Source organism: [Mycobacterium] manitobense (assembly GCF_025821665.1).
GTDB lineage: Bacteria > Actinomycetota > Actinomycetes > Mycobacteriales > Mycobacteriaceae > Mycobacterium > Mycobacterium arseniciresistens.
Genome location: NZ_JACKSJ010000186.1, coordinates 1 through 14,422, shown reverse-complemented (window position 1 = coordinate 14,422; position 14,422 = coordinate 1). Strand labels below are relative to the sequence as shown.

The 14,422-nt window shown below is 66.6% G+C and carries 15 protein-coding genes; 9 read left to right on the top strand and 6 right to left on the bottom strand.

All coding sequences use genetic code 11. From position 1 onward, the window contains the following. Positions 1-9: 9 nt before the first annotated feature. Positions 10-963: a hypothetical protein gene (locus tag H7I41_RS21635; RefSeq protein ID WP_276009349.1), complete on the bottom strand. Its 954-nt coding sequence runs from the start codon at positions 961-963 to the stop codon at positions 10-12. 101 nt (positions 964-1,064) lie between these two features. Beyond that, complete coding sequence (locus H7I41_RS21630) at positions 1,065-1,712, bottom strand: maleylpyruvate isomerase family mycothiol-dependent enzyme (RefSeq protein ID WP_264014675.1); 648 nt, start codon at positions 1,710-1,712, stop codon at positions 1,065-1,067. 251 nt (positions 1,713-1,963) lie between these two features. On the opposite strand from H7I41_RS21630, the gene H7I41_RS21625 reads away from it, so the two are divergent. Beyond that, positions 1,964-2,428 (top strand): nuclear transport factor 2 family protein, encoded by a 465-nt coding sequence (locus H7I41_RS21625; protein WP_264014674.1) that lies wholly within the window; start codon positions 1,964-1,966, stop codon positions 2,426-2,428. Positions 2,429-2,450: 22 nt separating this feature from the next. Here H7I41_RS21625 and H7I41_RS21620 read toward each other — a convergent pair whose 3' ends face one another. Continuing rightward, positions 2,451-5,252 carry a helix-turn-helix transcriptional regulator gene (locus tag H7I41_RS21620; RefSeq protein ID WP_264014673.1) on the bottom strand — a complete coding sequence of 934 codons (2,802 nt, stop codon included), beginning with the start codon at positions 5,250-5,252 and terminating at the stop codon, positions 2,451-2,453. A 251-nt stretch (positions 5,253-5,503) separates the two neighbouring features. Between H7I41_RS21620 and H7I41_RS21615 the strand changes: the two genes are divergently transcribed. The 6 genes from H7I41_RS21615 (at position 5,504) to H7I41_RS21590 (ending at position 10,569) form a co-directional block, all read left to right on the top strand. Then, complete coding sequence (locus H7I41_RS21615) at positions 5,504-6,403, top strand: alpha/beta fold hydrolase (protein ID WP_264014672.1); 900 nt, start codon at positions 5,504-5,506, stop codon at positions 6,401-6,403. Positions 6,404-6,434: 31 nt separating this feature from the next. Next, positions 6,435-7,358: an SDR family NAD(P)-dependent oxidoreductase gene (locus tag H7I41_RS21610; RefSeq protein WP_264014671.1), complete on the top strand. Its 924-nt coding sequence runs from the start codon at positions 6,435-6,437 to the stop codon at positions 7,356-7,358. Between the two features lie 230 nt (positions 7,359-7,588). Next, positions 7,589-8,227 (top strand): HD domain-containing protein, encoded by a 639-nt coding sequence (locus H7I41_RS21605; protein WP_264014670.1) that lies wholly within the window; start codon positions 7,589-7,591, stop codon positions 8,225-8,227. A 227-nt stretch (positions 8,228-8,454) separates the two neighbouring features. After that, a complete protein-coding gene (locus tag H7I41_RS21600; RefSeq protein ID WP_264014669.1) occupies positions 8,455-9,390 on the top strand; it encodes an NADP-dependent oxidoreductase in 936 nt (311 codons plus the stop codon). Next, entirely contained in the window at positions 9,387-9,830 is a 444-nt protein-coding gene (locus H7I41_RS21595) for a cupin domain-containing protein (RefSeq protein WP_264014668.1), read from the top strand. The genes H7I41_RS21600 and H7I41_RS21595 overlap by 4 nt, the downstream gene beginning before the upstream one ends. Positions 9,831-9,882: 52 nt before the next feature. Further along, positions 9,883-10,569 carry an alpha/beta fold hydrolase gene (locus H7I41_RS21590; protein ID WP_264014667.1) on the top strand — a complete coding sequence of 229 codons (687 nt, stop codon included), beginning with the start codon at positions 9,883-9,885 and terminating at the stop codon, positions 10,567-10,569. Between the two features lie 67 nt (positions 10,570-10,636). On the opposite strand, the gene H7I41_RS21585 is transcribed toward H7I41_RS21590, so the two are convergent. The 3 genes from H7I41_RS21585 to H7I41_RS21575 all read right to left on the bottom strand — a co-directional run bounded on the left by H7I41_RS21585 (position 10,637) and on the right by H7I41_RS21575 (position 13,117). Continuing rightward, complete coding sequence (locus H7I41_RS21585) at positions 10,637-11,569, bottom strand: lysophospholipid acyltransferase family protein (protein WP_264014666.1); 933 nt, start codon at positions 11,567-11,569, stop codon at positions 10,637-10,639. Between the two features lie 70 nt (positions 11,570-11,639). Next, the gene (locus H7I41_RS21580; protein ID WP_264014665.1) at positions 11,640-12,323 is read right to left on the bottom strand and encodes an ANTAR domain-containing protein; all 684 of its coding nucleotides are present in this window, start codon (positions 12,321-12,323) and stop codon (positions 11,640-11,642) included. A 29-nt stretch (positions 12,324-12,352) separates the two neighbouring features. Beyond that, on the bottom strand, positions 12,353-13,117 hold the full coding sequence (locus tag H7I41_RS21575) for a hypothetical protein (protein WP_264014664.1): 765 nt from the start codon (positions 13,115-13,117) through the stop codon (positions 12,353-12,355). A 247-nt stretch (positions 13,118-13,364) separates the two neighbouring features. On the opposite strand from H7I41_RS21575, the gene H7I41_RS21570 reads away from it, so the two are divergent. Together H7I41_RS21570 and H7I41_RS21565 are read left to right on the top strand one after the other, a co-directional pair. Continuing rightward, positions 13,365-13,931 carry a TetR/AcrR family transcriptional regulator gene (locus H7I41_RS21570; RefSeq protein WP_264014663.1) on the top strand — a complete coding sequence of 189 codons (567 nt, stop codon included), beginning with the start codon at positions 13,365-13,367 and terminating at the stop codon, positions 13,929-13,931. Between the two features lie 382 nt (positions 13,932-14,313). Next, on the top strand, positions 14,314-14,422 hold a 109-nt coding region (locus tag H7I41_RS21565; RefSeq protein WP_264014719.1), incomplete at its 3' end, for a DUF5996 family protein.

Sequence of the window (14,422 nt, the reverse complement as noted above, 5' to 3'; positions counted from 1 at the left end):
ATGGAACCACTAGCGCGGGGCATGGACGCCGGCCAGCCCCGTGAGACCACCCGCGACGTGCGTCACCAAGCGTTCGCCGCCCTCACCGAGGGGAACGGCGCGAATGTCGCCGTAGAGGTCGCTGACGTAGGCGATGCCGGCGTCGGAATCCACCGCCAACCCGATCGCCTCGCGGAATCCCGAGGACACGATATCCACGGTGCCACCGACCCGGCCTTCATCGGGAAGTTCAGCTCTGTTGAGGGTGTTCCCCGACGGCGGCGCGCCGCGATCAGTCCAATAGAGAAGTCCAGCGCCGGAGTCGATCTCGAGATCGATGGGTTCGGGTAACCCGGCAAAGAGCACCTCGACCTCGCGACCGACGGCCCTCTCCTGAGAGGGCATGTCCAGGCGCGTTCGCAGAATGCGGCCGTCGCCGCCGTCGGACGGCCCCTTCTGCGTCCAGTAGAGGTGCCCGCGCTGTTCGTCGACCGCGATCCCCACACACTGATTTCGTGCGACGCGACGTTCGGAATCCGTCCGCGCAGTAAGGACTTCATCACGCATGCCGGTGCCGTCGAGGTCGGCGCTCCGCACCGCTGCGCCCTCCCGGTCCGCCCAGTAGAGGCGCCCTCGGGACCATGCCGCGGCCAGCTGCTTGCCGGTCACGAAGCTTCCTTCCGGAAGAAGCCACATCCGCCCGGACCCGTCCAGTGCGGCCCGTTCGATCGAGCCGTTGCGGGCGTAGAAGTCGAGATCACTCTCCTGCGATGGAGCGCGGCCGGCAGGCAGCGTCGGCGCGCCCATGTTCGTCCAGTAGACGAGCTGACGGCGCCGGTCGACCACGATTCCGTCGGGAAACGCGGACAGACCGCCGACCAATTCGGTCACCGAGCCGTCGGACACATCGACTCTGACGAGTGACTGGCCGCCCGGATTGAGCGCGAGCAGGTACGTGTACGGCTCTCGTGCAGGGGTCGTCATCGGGCGAACCGCCGACCACGCTGCAGCAGCAGGCCACTCATTCTCGCGCCCCTCTGTCGGTAGCTCGTCACGCCACCCCGCGTGGCCGGAGTCGTCGCCGGTCAGTCAAGACGCGACCGCAGATCGGATACGCCGGCTCCGGTCACGTTGTCGAATGCCACGGTTCGCCCGCAGATCGCCAGCATCACCGCGACGCCGGGCCCTCGGACCGCAGCGCCGTCACCCCAGGTTCGGCCGGTGTCCTCGTCGTGAAGGGCGATACCGCGAAGGCGACGCCGGGGGAAGAAGCCGATCTGCGTTGGTCCCGTCAGGAAGTCGATGGCGCGGGCCACCAGCAGAGGATCTGGTTGATGCTCGATACCCAGGGGGATGCGCATGTCACCGCCGTGCACCAACACGTCGGCCAGACCCGACAACGGCCCGGCAATGGGTGGGCTCAGCGGATGATCGGCCTCTCGTTCGAGGGTCTGTGCGATGTCGACGGCCGAGGCACGCGCTCGACGGCGAGCCAGCGCGTCGATCCCGCGGTCGAGGTTGCCGTGGCGAACGCCACTGATCAAGAACCCACGGAAGCCGTCCTTGAAGTCGCTGACAAGATGCGCAGCAACCGTTTTCACATCCCAACCGGCACACAGACTCGGTGCGGCCAGTTGTTCGGCATCGAGGCCGTGAAGAAGTCCGGCGATTGACCGGCGCTCGTCGGCGACCGCCGCGAGTACCTGCTCACGTTCACCTCGGCTCAGGCGCACATCTGCATGCTATCGGGCCAAGGCCGCGCGGCGAAGGGGCGACAGCCGGACGATGCCGAAAATCAGTTGCCCGATGGATCTCACGTGCGTTGACTCCCATGGATGGAGGAGGGAGAAAGGCTGTCGTTGGGCTGGGAGGCGCTGCGCGCCGATGCCCTCGGCAGCGTCTGGGGTCGGCACACGTATCGCGTCCGTGTGGAGGGTTGCCCGCCGTGGGTGCTGCGTGAATTCGGATGTGAAACCCTGAGCCGATGAGACCCCCACTACCTCCGTTCGATCGCGAGAGCGCCGTCCAGAAGGTGCGCAGTGCTGAAAACGGTTGGAACACACGAAATCCTCACCTGGTCGCCGAGGCATACTCGGTAGAGAGCCGGTGGCGCAACCGTTCGACCTTCCTGCGCGGTCGTGAGCAGATCGTCGAATTCTTGACGTCGAAGTGGGCCGCGGAACTCGAATACCGTCTGATCAAGGAACTCTGGGCGTACGACGGCGACAGGATCGCGGTCAGGTTCGCCTACGAACACCACGACGCGACGGGTCAATGGTTCCGCGCCTACGGCAATGAGAACTGGGAGTTCGACCCCGACGGCCTGATGAGGACGCGGCACGCGAGCATCAACGATCTGCCGATCACGAACGATGACCGCAAATTCCACTGGCCGCTTCTCGGCCCTCGACCGGAAGGCCACCCCGGCCTCAGCGATCTGGGCCTCTGACCCGTCACATGAGGCCCTAACCTCATAGCCGGCCGGGACGCCCGTCCCCGGAGAGGATGGACGCCAGTTGGCGGCGGGACGTCACGCCCAGTTTCCGGAAGACCTTGCTGAGGTGGTACTCGACGGTGGAGGTCGTGACGAACAGTCGGCTGGCGATCTCGGCGTTGGTTGCGCCGGCACTTGCCTGGCGTGCCACCTGAGCCTCCTGAGGTGTGAGACCGAACGGGTCGTGCGCTCGTGGCGCGTCGGCCGTTGCCTGGCCGGCGGCTCGCCGCTCCGCACCCGTGCGGCCGGCGAACGCGGTGGCACCCATCGCGGTGAACATGTCGTACGCCGTCCGCAGCTGTACCTCCGCGTCGCGGCGACGTTTCCTGCGGCGCAGCCACTCGCCGTAGAGCAGATGCGCCCGCGCGAGTTCGGTGCGCACCGCGGTGCCCGTCAGCTGTTCGATGGCCTCGAGGTAGAACATCTCAGCGTCAGCGTCGCCGGCCATCAACGCCCTCGATCGCGCCAGGACACCCAGAGCCCACGGGGTGGCCGAGGCGGTGGCGCGTTCGGTCAGCCGCGCCAGCGCTGCCTCAGCGGCGGCTCGGTCTCCGCCGCGCACGCCGGCCTCCACGACCTCGGGCAGCACCCGGTTGCCGAATCCTGGCGGATCGTCGTGAAATATCTGCAAGGCCCATCCAAGCGCCTCCGGGTACCGGCCCAGCCCGAGTTCCAAGATGGTCAGTCCCATCAACGCGAAGATCTCCAGGACTGCCGCGCCCTTCTGACGTCCCCAGTCCGCGGTCGACGATGCCACCGCGCGGCTCTCGCTCTCTCGGCCCTGCCAGGCGCGCACCTCCAGGAGCACCCCGGTCGTCGCGGGGGGCGGCACACCGATCAACGCCGATATCTCGGCGGCCTCGCCATAGCTGTTCTCGGCATCCTTCATTTCTCCTGCCCACACCTGGCACGTCGAGAGTCCGGCCAGAGTGATCCGCATCGCTCCCAAGGCGCCTGCGCGGCGCTCCATTTCCTGGGCGCGTTCGAACATCGCCTGACGGCCTTGCTCGTCCCACACGTCGTCGGCGGCGAACCATCCCAGAATGGTCGACGGGATGTCGACGTGCGCGACCGTCTCGTCGGTGAACATCATCGCCACCGCAGCCCGCAGCAACGGGACGGCATCGGCGTAACCTCTGGCGATTCGAGTGGCGAAACCATCGAGGAGTAAGTCGTTGCCGCTCGGGGGTCTTCGCGGGTCGCGGCTGGCGCCCAGCACCCTGCGCGCCACCTCGTCGAGAGTGGTGCCGACGGTGTACTGGCGGGCGACGATCGCGGCTTGCATGGCATCGAACAGGATCTGCCGGATCTGTGACACGTCGGCCGGTTCCACCCTCGTCGCCGCGTCCAACAACACGGCGGGGGCGTCCCTGTGACGGGAGAAGAACACCGAGATCGCTGCGCGCAGCCGCAGCACCGCGACGTCTCCGCCTGCGTCATCGAGCCCAGGAATCGCCAGGTCCAGCAAGGCCTCGGCGAGCCGGCCGTCGCCGGCCGCCAGGTAGGCCTGCGCGGCGGCCAGGTAGCGCAGTGCAGCGCCTCGGGCGTCGGGTGACAGCTCAGCGGCGCGCGTCAAGAACGCGGCCTGCATGGTGTAACCACCCCGGCGCTGCGCCCGCTCCGCCGAGGCCTGCAAATCAGCGGCTATCGCCTCGTCGGGAGTCGTCACGGCGGCCGCCCGGTGCCACGCCGCCTGGTCGTCATCACCGTCACGATGAGCCACCGTGGCCAGCGCGTTGTGCACGTGCTGACGCTCCTCGGGTGTCGCACCGTCATACACCGCCGACCGGATGAGCGGGTGACGGAACGCGATGCGCGGCTCAAGGGACATGATTCCCTGCTGCACAGCATGATTCGCTGCCGCTGCGGCCACCCCCAGCAGCGCGCCGGCTCGCCACACCGTCGATGGCTTCTCGTCGGCGCAGGCCGCGGCGACGAGCAGAAGGGTGCGTGCCTCCGGTGACAGCGTGGCGACCTGCGCCAGGAAGTGCACATCCACCCGCCGTCCGACCGGCAGGCGACGCGGTAGTGGGAACCGCCCGGCCAGCTGTTCGGCGGTGAGTTCCCCGAGCAGCTCCAGCATCGCCAGCGGGTTGCCGCCGGTCTCGTCGATCACACGCGCCGACACTCGTGGATCGAGCGGTCCGGACACCGCCTCATCGAGGATGGCGTGCGACGACGCCGGATCCAGTGCCTCGATCCGCCGGGTCGGCATTCCGTCCAGCGGCGTCAGGTCTCCGGCATGCTCACGGGCACTGAACACCATCGCGATGGGGTCGGCGTACAGGCGCCGCGCGATGAATCCCAGGACATTCAGCGATTCCTGGTCCAGCCACTGGGCGTCGTCGATCAGGCAGACCACCGGGTGTTCGGCGGCGACGTCGGACAGCAGCGCCAATGCGGCCAGGCTCACCAGGAAACGGCTCGGCGGCGGGCCGCCGGTGAGGCCGAACGTCACCTCCAGCGCATTGCGGTGCGGGCCGGTCAGCCGGTCCAGACGATCGAGATAGGGCAGCACGAGCCGATGCAGGGCGGCGAAGCCCAGCCGCAGTTCTGATTGCGCTCCGACGATCCACAGGATCGACACGTCGGTCGCTGCGTCCGCCACGTACTGCAACAACCGGGTCTTACCGACGCCGGGTTCGCCGATGAACACCAGCGAGCCGCTGAAGCCGTCCAGAACGTCGGTCGCGATCTTGTCGAGCATCGAGCACTCGTCGGCACGCCCGACGAGGCTCGGACGGGTGACGCCCGCAGGGTCGATCCGATCGTCGGTCACTGTCTTCTCCACGCCTACCGCTCGGTGGAGACGATGACACGGCCACTCCTGCGGCGCTCTACTCAAGGCAAAGACTAGAGCTGACCAGCGGATCGTGGCAGCGATGTGGGAAATCACTGGGGTCCATCCCGGATTCGCGCCGGCCTGGTTCCGTGGTCGGCTCCAGTGGGTCGGCAGCGCCGACCCACACCATGCCCACTGCCCTGCCGACCGTGAGCACGCGTCGGCAGCCTCCGAACAGGTGATCTCCTTTGACTGCTTTTGCCACCCGGTACAACACGGCGACGATCGAGGGACTCGAGGTGTTCTACCGCGAGGCCGGCGACCCGAAAAACCCGACATTGGTTCTGCTGCACGGCTTTCCGTCCAGCTCGCACATGTTCCGCAACCTGATCGACTCCCTGGCAGATTCGTACCACCTGGTGGCGCCCGATCACATCGGATTCGGCCGTTCGGCGATGCCGACGACGACCCAGTTCACGTACAGCTTCGACCGCCTCACCGAGATCACCGAAGGTTTGATCACTCATCTCGGCCTCGACCGCTTCGCCCTCTACATCCACGACTACGGCGCCCCGATCGGCCTGCGGATCGCCAGCCGCCGCCCCGAACGGATCACCGCACTGATCACCCAGAGCGGCAATGCCTACGTCGAGGGCTTCACGCCGTTCTGGGACATCCTGTTCGCCCACGCCAAGGACCGCGCCGCCAACGAAGACGGCGTGCGCGAGAAGTTCACCCCCGAAACCACATACTGGCAGTACACCCACGGCGTACCCGTCGACCGTCTCGATCGGATCGCGCCCGAGACCTGGCAGCTCGACCAGCTCGGGCTGGACCGCAAGGACAACGACGCCATCCAGTTGCAGCTGTTCTGGGACTACCAGTTCAACCTCGACGGCTACCCGGCGTTCCAGGAGTACTTCCGCACCCACCAACCCCCGCTGCTGGTCACCTGGGGCAAGAACGACGAGATCTTCGGAGCTGCCGGCGCGGAGGCGTTCCGTCGCGACTTCCCCGACGGCGAATTCCACCTTCTCGACGCCGGCCACTTCGCGCTGGAAACCCACGGCGAGGAGATCAGCGGGTACATCCGCGACTTCATGCCGCGAGCGCTGGCCACCGGGGCGGCGAATCGAGACGGCAACTGACACAGGAGGATCTCGGAAGATGCGGCAGCTAATGACGCCATTCGGTTTCGAGTCGACGACCGCGGACGTGATTGCCGGTGTCGACCTCAGCGGCAAGCGGGCGGTCGTCACGGGTGCGACCAGCGGGTTGGGCGTGGAGACCGCCCGCGCCTTGGCCGCGGCCGGCGCCGAGGTCGTGCTCGGGGTCCGCCGACTCGACGCGGGCCGGAAAGTCGCCGAAGAATTACGAGGTGCCACAGGCAACGACGCCATCGAGGCGGCGCCGCTCGACCTGTCCGATCTCGCGTCGGTCGCGTCGTTCGCGCAGGCATGGAACGGTCCGCTGCACATCCTGGTGAACAACGCCGGCGTGATGGCCCTGCCCGAGCTGCAGCGCAGTGCCCTGGGCTGTGAGATGCAGTTCGCGAGCAATTTCCTCGGCCATTTCGCGCTCGTCGTGGCGTTGCGGGGTCCTCTCGCCTCGGCAGGCGGAGCGCGTGTGGTGTCGGTCAGTTCGACCGGGCATCTGTTCTCACCGGTGGTCTTCGACGACCTGCACTACCGGTTTCGACCCTACGATCCGATGACCGCCTACGGTCAGTCGAAGACGGCCACCGTACTGCTGGCGGTGGAGCTGACGGCGCGGTGGGCGGATGACGGAATCGTCGCCAATGCACTGAATCCGGGCGCGATCGCAACGGGCCTGCAGAAGCACACCGGCGGGTTGCGCACTCCCGAGGAGTTCCAGAAGACCGTCGAGCAGGGCGCGTCGACATCGGTGTTGCTGGCGGCGTCGCCGCTCGTCGACGGCATCGGCGGACGGTACTTCGAGAACAACAACGAAGCCGAGGTGGTCGCCGAACGCGCCGAGGATCTCGGCGCTGCCGGCGGGGTCGCGAACTACGCGCTCGCCAGCGACAACGCGGCGCGTCTGTGGCGCGAGGCATCCACCCTCACGGCGAACACGGCGTCTTGAGCTGTCGAGGGCGCGACGAGTCCGTCGTGCGCACCGTCTTCGCCACCTGATCGGCTCCGGGTCCCGCGCCGCTCGAGCCTCGGACTCGCGGCCGCGCCGTCCTCCCCTCTCCCGGGGCATACCGCTTCCTCGACGTCCGCAATTGAGGGATTCCTGGCAGGAAAGAACCGGCGCAGAGCGTATGGCGAGACCAGCATGGAATCAAGCGCACACGGCGAAAGGAAGAAGTCATGTCAGAGAACATCGCTGGTGTCGAGGTGCCCGAGACCGCCGCGGTCGCCGAAGCCACTCGTTTCCTCAAGTCGACGACCAGCCCGCTCATCTATCACCACTCCCTCCGGGTGTACTTCTTCGGGCAAATCCAGGCTCTGCGGCTGGGAATGACACCGAACCCCGAGCTGCTCTACTTGGCCGCCGTGTTCCACGACACCGGTCTCATGACGCCCTTCTCCAATGCGGAACAGCGTTTCGAGGTCGATGGAGCCGACCATGGGCGCGCGTTCATGCTCGAACGCGGATTCTCCACTGCAGCTGCCGAAACCGTGTGGACGGCCATCGCACTGCACACGACACCAGGGATCCCGGGGCGGATGGGCCCAGAAATCGCCGCCACCCACTTCGGTGTGCTGACCGACGTCGCCGGCTTCGGCCTCGAGGCGTTGAACACCGACCAGGTGGCCCAGATCATCGCCGTTCACCCCCGGGGGGACTTCAAAAACGAGTTCTTGAGTGCCTATTTCGACGGGTTGAAACATCGGCCGCAGACGACCAACGGCACGGTGAATTCCGACGTGCTGGAGCACTTCATCCCCGGTTTTCGGCGCACGAGCAGTGTCGAGCGCATCCTCGGCTCGGCCTGGCCGAGCTGACGAGAACAGGCAGTCGGGGCCACGGCGATGACGAAGCCACGTTTCCCCATGCCGGGGTCGCCTCGGACGAGGCGTCTCCTTCGGCATGCTCGTCCCGCAACCGTGTTGCTGATGGCATCCACCAGTGCTCCATCGCCGATCTATCCGCTGTACCAACCGGCTTCCTCCTGGGCGGACGACCGTGGAGACGGTCGCGAACGTTCGAGAGGCTGTCTGAAAGGACCGACATGCAAGCCATCACGACAGGAGACCGTGACGCGGGCGTCGGCGGGCTCACTCTGACCGATCTGCCCTATCCGCATGCGGCGGAGAACGACGTCATCGTGCGTGTCCACGCCGCCGGCTTCACTCCTGGCGAGCTCGAGTGGCCCAGCACCTGGACCGACCGGGCGGGCCGTGACCGCACGCCCAGCGTTCCCGGGCACGAACTGTCCGGAGTCGTCGTCGAGCTGGGCTACGGCACCACCGGCCTGACCGTCGGCCAACGGGTCTTCGGCCTCACCGACTGGGCTCGTAACGGCACGCTGGCCGAATACACGGCAGTCGAGGCTCGCAACCTCGCCCCCCTCGCTGCCGACATCGACCACACCGTGGCCGCAGCTCTGCCGATCTCGGGTCTGACTGCGTACCAGGGCCTATTCGTCCATGCCGGCCTCACCGCCGGCCAGACCGTTGTGGTGCACGGCGCCGGCGGTGCAGTGGGCTCGATCGCCATTCAACTCGCGCGCGAGGTGGGTGCCCAAGTGATCGGCACCGGACGGACCGACGACCGCGATGTGGTGCTCCGCCTCGGTGCACACGCGTTCCTGGACCTGGGCACGGAACCCCTGGAAGGCATCGGCCCCGTCGACGTGGTGTTCGACGTCATCGGCGGCGAAGTCCTCGAGAAGTCGGCGGCAATGCTACGTCCCGGCGGCACGCTCGTGACCGTCGCGACGCCGCCGACGGTGCAGCCGGCAGAAGGGCGCACCGTGTTCTTCGTGGTCGAACCCGACCGTGCGCAGCTGGCGGACCTCGCCCAGCGAGTGCGGACGGCGCGGCTCGAGATCGTGGTGGGCGCCGTCCATCCCCTCGAGGGGACGGCCGACGCGTTCGCCCGCCGTCGACGCACCCACGGTCGGACGATCATCCAGATAGCGACCGACGGAAGGAAACATCGATGAGGACAAAACATCTCGTGCATCTCGCGCTCGCCGGCGCAGTCGCTGCCCTGGTCACCTGCTGCGGGCCGTCGGCGGCACCTCAGGCCGCTCCTCCGGCACACCCGTCGGAGACACTGGCTCCGATCTTCGAACAACCGCTCCCCGGCGACGCGGGCAAGACCTTCACTTCGGCGATCGTGACCTTCCCGCCAGCCGCCCGCGCGGTGCCTCACCGACACGGCGGTGCTTTCGTCTACGCCTATGTGCTCGAGGGGTCGGTGAGCAGCCAGCTCGAGGGCGGGCCCGCGCAGGTGTACCACGAGGGAGAGAACTGGTCCGAGCAGCCGGGCGCTCACCACTTGGCCACCGAGAACACGAGCACGACTGAACAGGCGAAACTTCTCGTCGTCTTCATCGCCAAGTCCGGGCAGCAGCTCAAGGCCGACGACCCGCTCGGTTGAGCGGCCGACACCCCACCAGAAGCATTGACGACGGTTGCAACAGGAGGTCGCCATGGTCGCCGGCTCGGCACTGAGGAACGTCGTTCTCGTGCACGGCGCTTTCGTCGACGGATCCACCTGGCGGCCGGTGTACGACCTCCTCACACAGGACGGATTCCACGTCGCCGTTGTCCAGAATCCAACGCTGTCATTGGACGGCGACGCGGCCGCGACGCGACACATCATCGACGCGCAGAGCGGACCGGTTCTGCTGGTGGGGCATTCCTACGGCGGAGCGGTGATCACCGCGGCGGGTTCCCACCCGAACGTCGCTGCCCTGGTTTACGTGGCGGCCTTCGCGCCAGACGAGGGTGAGTCGGTGAGGACTCTCAACGGCGACCCGGACGCGCCAGGGTCGCCGCTCGTGTCAGATCGCGGCGGCTTTCTGTTTCAGGACCGCTCAGGTTTTCACCGGTCTTTCGGCGCTGACCTGCCCGCCGCTGACGCCTCCTTCCTGGCCGACGCGCAGGTCCCATTCGCGTTGGCAGCCATGGAACAACCGATCACCAGTCCTGCCTGGCGAAGCAGGCGAAGCTCGTTCCTGATCGCCACGCGCGACCAGATGATCGCACCGTCAGCCCAGCGGGCCATGGCACGGCGGGCCGGTGCCGTCGCCGTCGAAGTCGCCGCGAGCCACGCCGTCTACATGTCGCAGCCGGCGCAGACGGCAGCCCTGATCCGGCAGGCCTGCGTCTACTAAGTCGTGCCAATGTAGTTGACGCACAACCCTGTTGAGGCGGCGCTGAGGTCGGTGGGCCGACCAGTCGTCAGCCGAACAGCGGTAGCGCCCGTTTGCGTGCCAGCGCCGACATGCCGCGCTGAATGCTGTCCTCCACCTCGTGGTACTTCTGCTCGACGTAGTCGTCATCCTCGGCGCGGGCCGGATCGTGATCGACCTCCACGGCGGGCATCAACCGGGTGCGGATCTTCGCCGGCAGCGGCAGCTGAGGCAGGGCCGCGGGTGCGATACCCCATGGCAACGACACCGCCACCGGAAACACCTTGAGGCGCAACAGTTTGTCCAGCCGTAGCGCCCGCGACAGGCCATCGCCGCGAATCAGCACCGGCATGGCATCGGCCCCGCCGACCGTCGCGATCGGCACGATCGGCACTCCTGCCTTGATCGCCATCCGGACGAACCCGGCCCGGCCCGCCAGATTCGCGACGTCACGCTCGGTCCACGGTCGCAGCGAATCCACCTCGCCGCCGGGCCACACCGCCACGTCGCGACCCTCGGCCAGTGCGGTGGCCATCGAGTCGGGCGCGGCGGGCAGCACCCCCATAGCGCGGAAGTACCGGCCAATCACTGGTATCGCCATCAGTGCGTCGTGGGCAGTTCCGTGCAGTGGTCGCTCCTGACCGAAGCGGCGCCACCACTGGACCCCGACGGTCCAGGCATCCCAGACGAACGGGGCGCCCGAGTGGATGCCCACGAGCAGCACCGGCGGGTCGGGCAGGTTCTCCCAGCCGTCGAACTCCATCCGGAACCAGTGATCAACAAGGAAGTTCCACAGGTACTTCTGGCGCTGCATGGTGGCCTCGTCCTGGCCGCCCAGATCCCACTGACCGGCGCGCTCGCTGAGCCAGCCGCTGATTCCTCCGTCGTCGCCGCTGCGCCGCTCGGCCATCTTGCGGCGGGCATGTTCAGCATGCTGCTGGGCCTGTTCACGGATGGCGGCGGGGCGGGAGTCGTCGATCATGCCGACTGGGTACCCGCAACGTGGTCGTCGTCACAAGCTGCAGCTGTGAGATGACTGTGCGTCGGTGCCGTCATTCGCGAGAGTCGATGACCTGCTGCGCGATGTCGGCGAGCTTCACATTGCTCTCCTGGGAGAGCCGGCGCATCATCTCGAAGGCCGCCACGTCGTCGAGCTTGTAACGCTCCATGATGATGCCCTTGGCCTGACCGATCCGGTCCCGGGTCGACAACGCGGACCGCAGCTGTTCGCTCTGCCGGTTGGCGAGAATCGCGGCGGCCGCGTGGGCGGCGAGGATGGTCCCGATCGTCTCCGCCTCGGTGGTCCAGGCGTGTGGACGGAAGCTGAACAGGTTCAGAGCACCGGCGGTGCGGTCGGCGGTGTACAGCTTGAAAGACAGGCCGCTGAGGATGCCGAGGTCCACGCACGCCGGTGCGTACTGCGGCCACCGTGTCTCGTTGCGGAAGTCATCGGTGCGCACGATGACGTCGTCGAGTGCCGCTTGCACGCAGGGACCCTCGTCGAACGTCATCTGCAGCTCGTGAAGTTTGTCCGCGAACTCGCTGTCTGCCGGCAGTGTCTCGAAGGTGTGCCCTTTGCCGATGAGCAGCGTCGCTGCGACATCGACATCGGGTATCAGCTCAATGGCCGCGCCGGCGACTCCCGCAAGCACTGCCTCGATCCCGCTGGGGCCTGCCAACGCGCGTGCCAGCTCGGCCATCCGTCCTGCCAGGTCGGGGTTCGAGGAAGGCATCATTGCTGGCAGTCTCCTCTACATTGCGACGTTCAGGTGGTGAATGGCCCGCTGCGCCTGTTGGAGCACCGCACCTGATCCGGCGGCAACTCTGGCTCACAACAACCACTGAGCCAGCGGGTGTACGAAGTATCGCAGCGAGAACGCCTCGTATACCGCGCCGACGATGAGCAGGATGGCGGCAGGTAGAGACAACCAACCGAGTCGTCGCAGACCTTGACGTAGCCTTCCCGACGGTTCTGGGCGCCAACGGCTCCCGGTCGGATCCAGCACTTGCCGAGCAGGTACACGCCGAGCAAGACGAGAATGTATGCCTGGAACTCGATCACCACCGTCACGGAGTGAGGAATGAGAGCCACCCAGCCGATGTCGCTCGCGGGCACGAGGGTCACCCCCGTCGAGGCGGCCCAGTACGCGAGCAGTGCGATGCCGGCGAAAGGCACGATCATCGACGGCAGAACGATCGTCAGCACGCACATCTTCACCGTGTTGACCGCGAGAATCACCAGTGCGAACAGCCAGGGATTGGCGATGAGCGATTGCACCAACTCGGCTGTGCCGTCATCCTCCAATCGCGTCTGCTGTGCCTCACTGAGCGCAGGGAACAAGAGCCCGGCACCGAAGCCGGCGAAGAACAGTCCGTACATGCAGCCATTCATCGCGAAATAGGCGCGGGTGTTCTCGCGGATGATGCGCAACGGCTGCCAGCCAGACAGTCGGCGTGTCGTATCGGGGCGCCCTTTCGAAGTACGTGCGTCTGCCGCGCGTACAGCGTTGATGCGCTTGAGGAATGCCATTCCGGTCCTTCCGGGCGAGTCGGGCGCGGGCCGAAGCGCACCGCCGACGACGGCTGAGCGGACCCGACGGGCTGCGCGGTCCGATCGCCCTCTGAGCTCTCCTCCAGGCGTTGCGAACCAACAGGTTTCGCTACCAAGGAATCTGCACGCCCCCAGGCCTCGGGTCGTAACAGTACGGTCCGGTCCGTTTCGCGTCAATACGGTCCGTTGCGTATTGAAACCACCGGTATCTCGCTAGGGTTTCGACATGCCCGCGAACCGCAACGAAAACTCTCGTCGCGCCATCCTCGAGGCGTCCATCGCGATGATCGCCGAACTGGGGTACGACAACATCTCGATCGAGGCGATCGCCAGGCGGGCGTGCGTGAGCAAGCAGACGATCTACCGGTGGTGGCCCTCCAAGGGTGCGGTGGTCCTCGAAGCTGCGACTAAGAGTCTTGACCCGGTGGTCGCGTTCCCCGACACCGGGGATCTCGTCGCCGATCTCCGGACACAGCTGACTGGGATCGTGGAGGTGATCGCGACCACCGGGTTCGGACCGGCATACCGAGGCCTGATCGCCGCCGGCCAGTCCGACCCCGATCTGCTGCAGGCACTCTTCGACCAGATCATCGAACCCAACGTCACGGCGTTCAGCGCACGAATCGCCCTGGCCCAGGAGCGCGGCGAGATACGAGCCGACACCGACGTGGAAACCCTGCGCGAAGTGCTCTACGGCGTCATCGAGTACCGGCTGTTTCACGCGATGCCGATCGAGCCAAGCCACGTCGACGCCCTGTTGAAGATCGCCTTCTATGGTGTTCGCCTGCGGTAGTGCGCAGTTGAGTCTCCACGCTGCCGAGCCGTGCCCCTGAATCCGCTTTCAACGGTCCGTATTGACGCGAACCGGACCGGACCGTATTGTTTTATCCACCGCCCCTCGAAATGGCAGGGCGCTCCCGTTGCACTGAATGACCTGTCCCTCAACGCTTTACGTATACACAAGGAGCTGTCATCGACCACCAGCCGTTCGCCGCGGTGCCGGCGTCTGATGCCCTGAACGCCATCATCGACTTCGTGACGAGAACGGTGAAGCACAGCATTGCCGCCGGACTTCGTGTTCGGTGAAGTCGACAGCCCGTACGCCGACGCCGCGTTGGCCGGACTCTGGCGATGCCGGGCACCTGTTCGGTTTCACAACATAGAGGGAGGTTCGAATGACAGATGTCCGATCGGGTGAGGGCTGGCCGGCACTACGCGTCGACGACTGGGAGCCGACGCGCAGATCGCTGCACATGTGGACCCAGATCGTGGGCAAGGTGCGGC

Bases quoted from the DNA above. Each gene is read 5' to 3' on its own strand.
- H7I41_RS21605 (WP_264014670.1), top strand. From the start codon at position 7,589: ATGTCAGAGAACATCGCTGGTGTCGAGGTGCCCGAGACCGCCGCGGTC.
- H7I41_RS21595 (WP_264014668.1), top strand. From the start codon at position 9,387: ATGAGGACAAAACATCTCGTGCATCTCGCGCTCGCCGGCGCAGTCGCT.
- H7I41_RS21580 (WP_264014665.1), bottom strand. From the start codon at position 12,323: ATGATGCCTTCCTCGAACCCCGACCTGGCAGGACGGATGGCCGAGCTG.
- H7I41_RS21625 (WP_264014674.1), top strand. From the start codon at position 1,964: ATGAGACCCCCACTACCTCCGTTCGATCGCGAGAGCGCCGTCCAGAAG.
- H7I41_RS21585 (WP_264014666.1), bottom strand. From the start codon at position 11,569: ATGATCGACGACTCCCGCCCCGCCGCCATCCGTGAACAGGCCCAGCAG.
- H7I41_RS21635 (WP_276009349.1), bottom strand. From the start codon at position 963: ATGACGACCCCTGCACGAGAGCCGTACACGTACCTGCTCGCGCTCAAT.
- H7I41_RS21575 (WP_264014664.1), bottom strand. From the start codon at position 13,117: ATGGCATTCCTCAAGCGCATCAACGCTGTACGCGCGGCAGACGCACGT.
- H7I41_RS21570 (WP_264014663.1), top strand. From the start codon at position 13,365: ATGCCCGCGAACCGCAACGAAAACTCTCGTCGCGCCATCCTCGAGGCG.
- H7I41_RS21600 (WP_264014669.1), top strand. From the start codon at position 8,455: ATGCAAGCCATCACGACAGGAGACCGTGACGCGGGCGTCGGCGGGCTC.
- H7I41_RS21610 (WP_264014671.1), top strand. From the start codon at position 6,435: ATGACGCCATTCGGTTTCGAGTCGACGACCGCGGACGTGATTGCCGGT.
- H7I41_RS21590 (WP_264014667.1), top strand. From the start codon at position 9,883: ATGGTCGCCGGCTCGGCACTGAGGAACGTCGTTCTCGTGCACGGCGCT.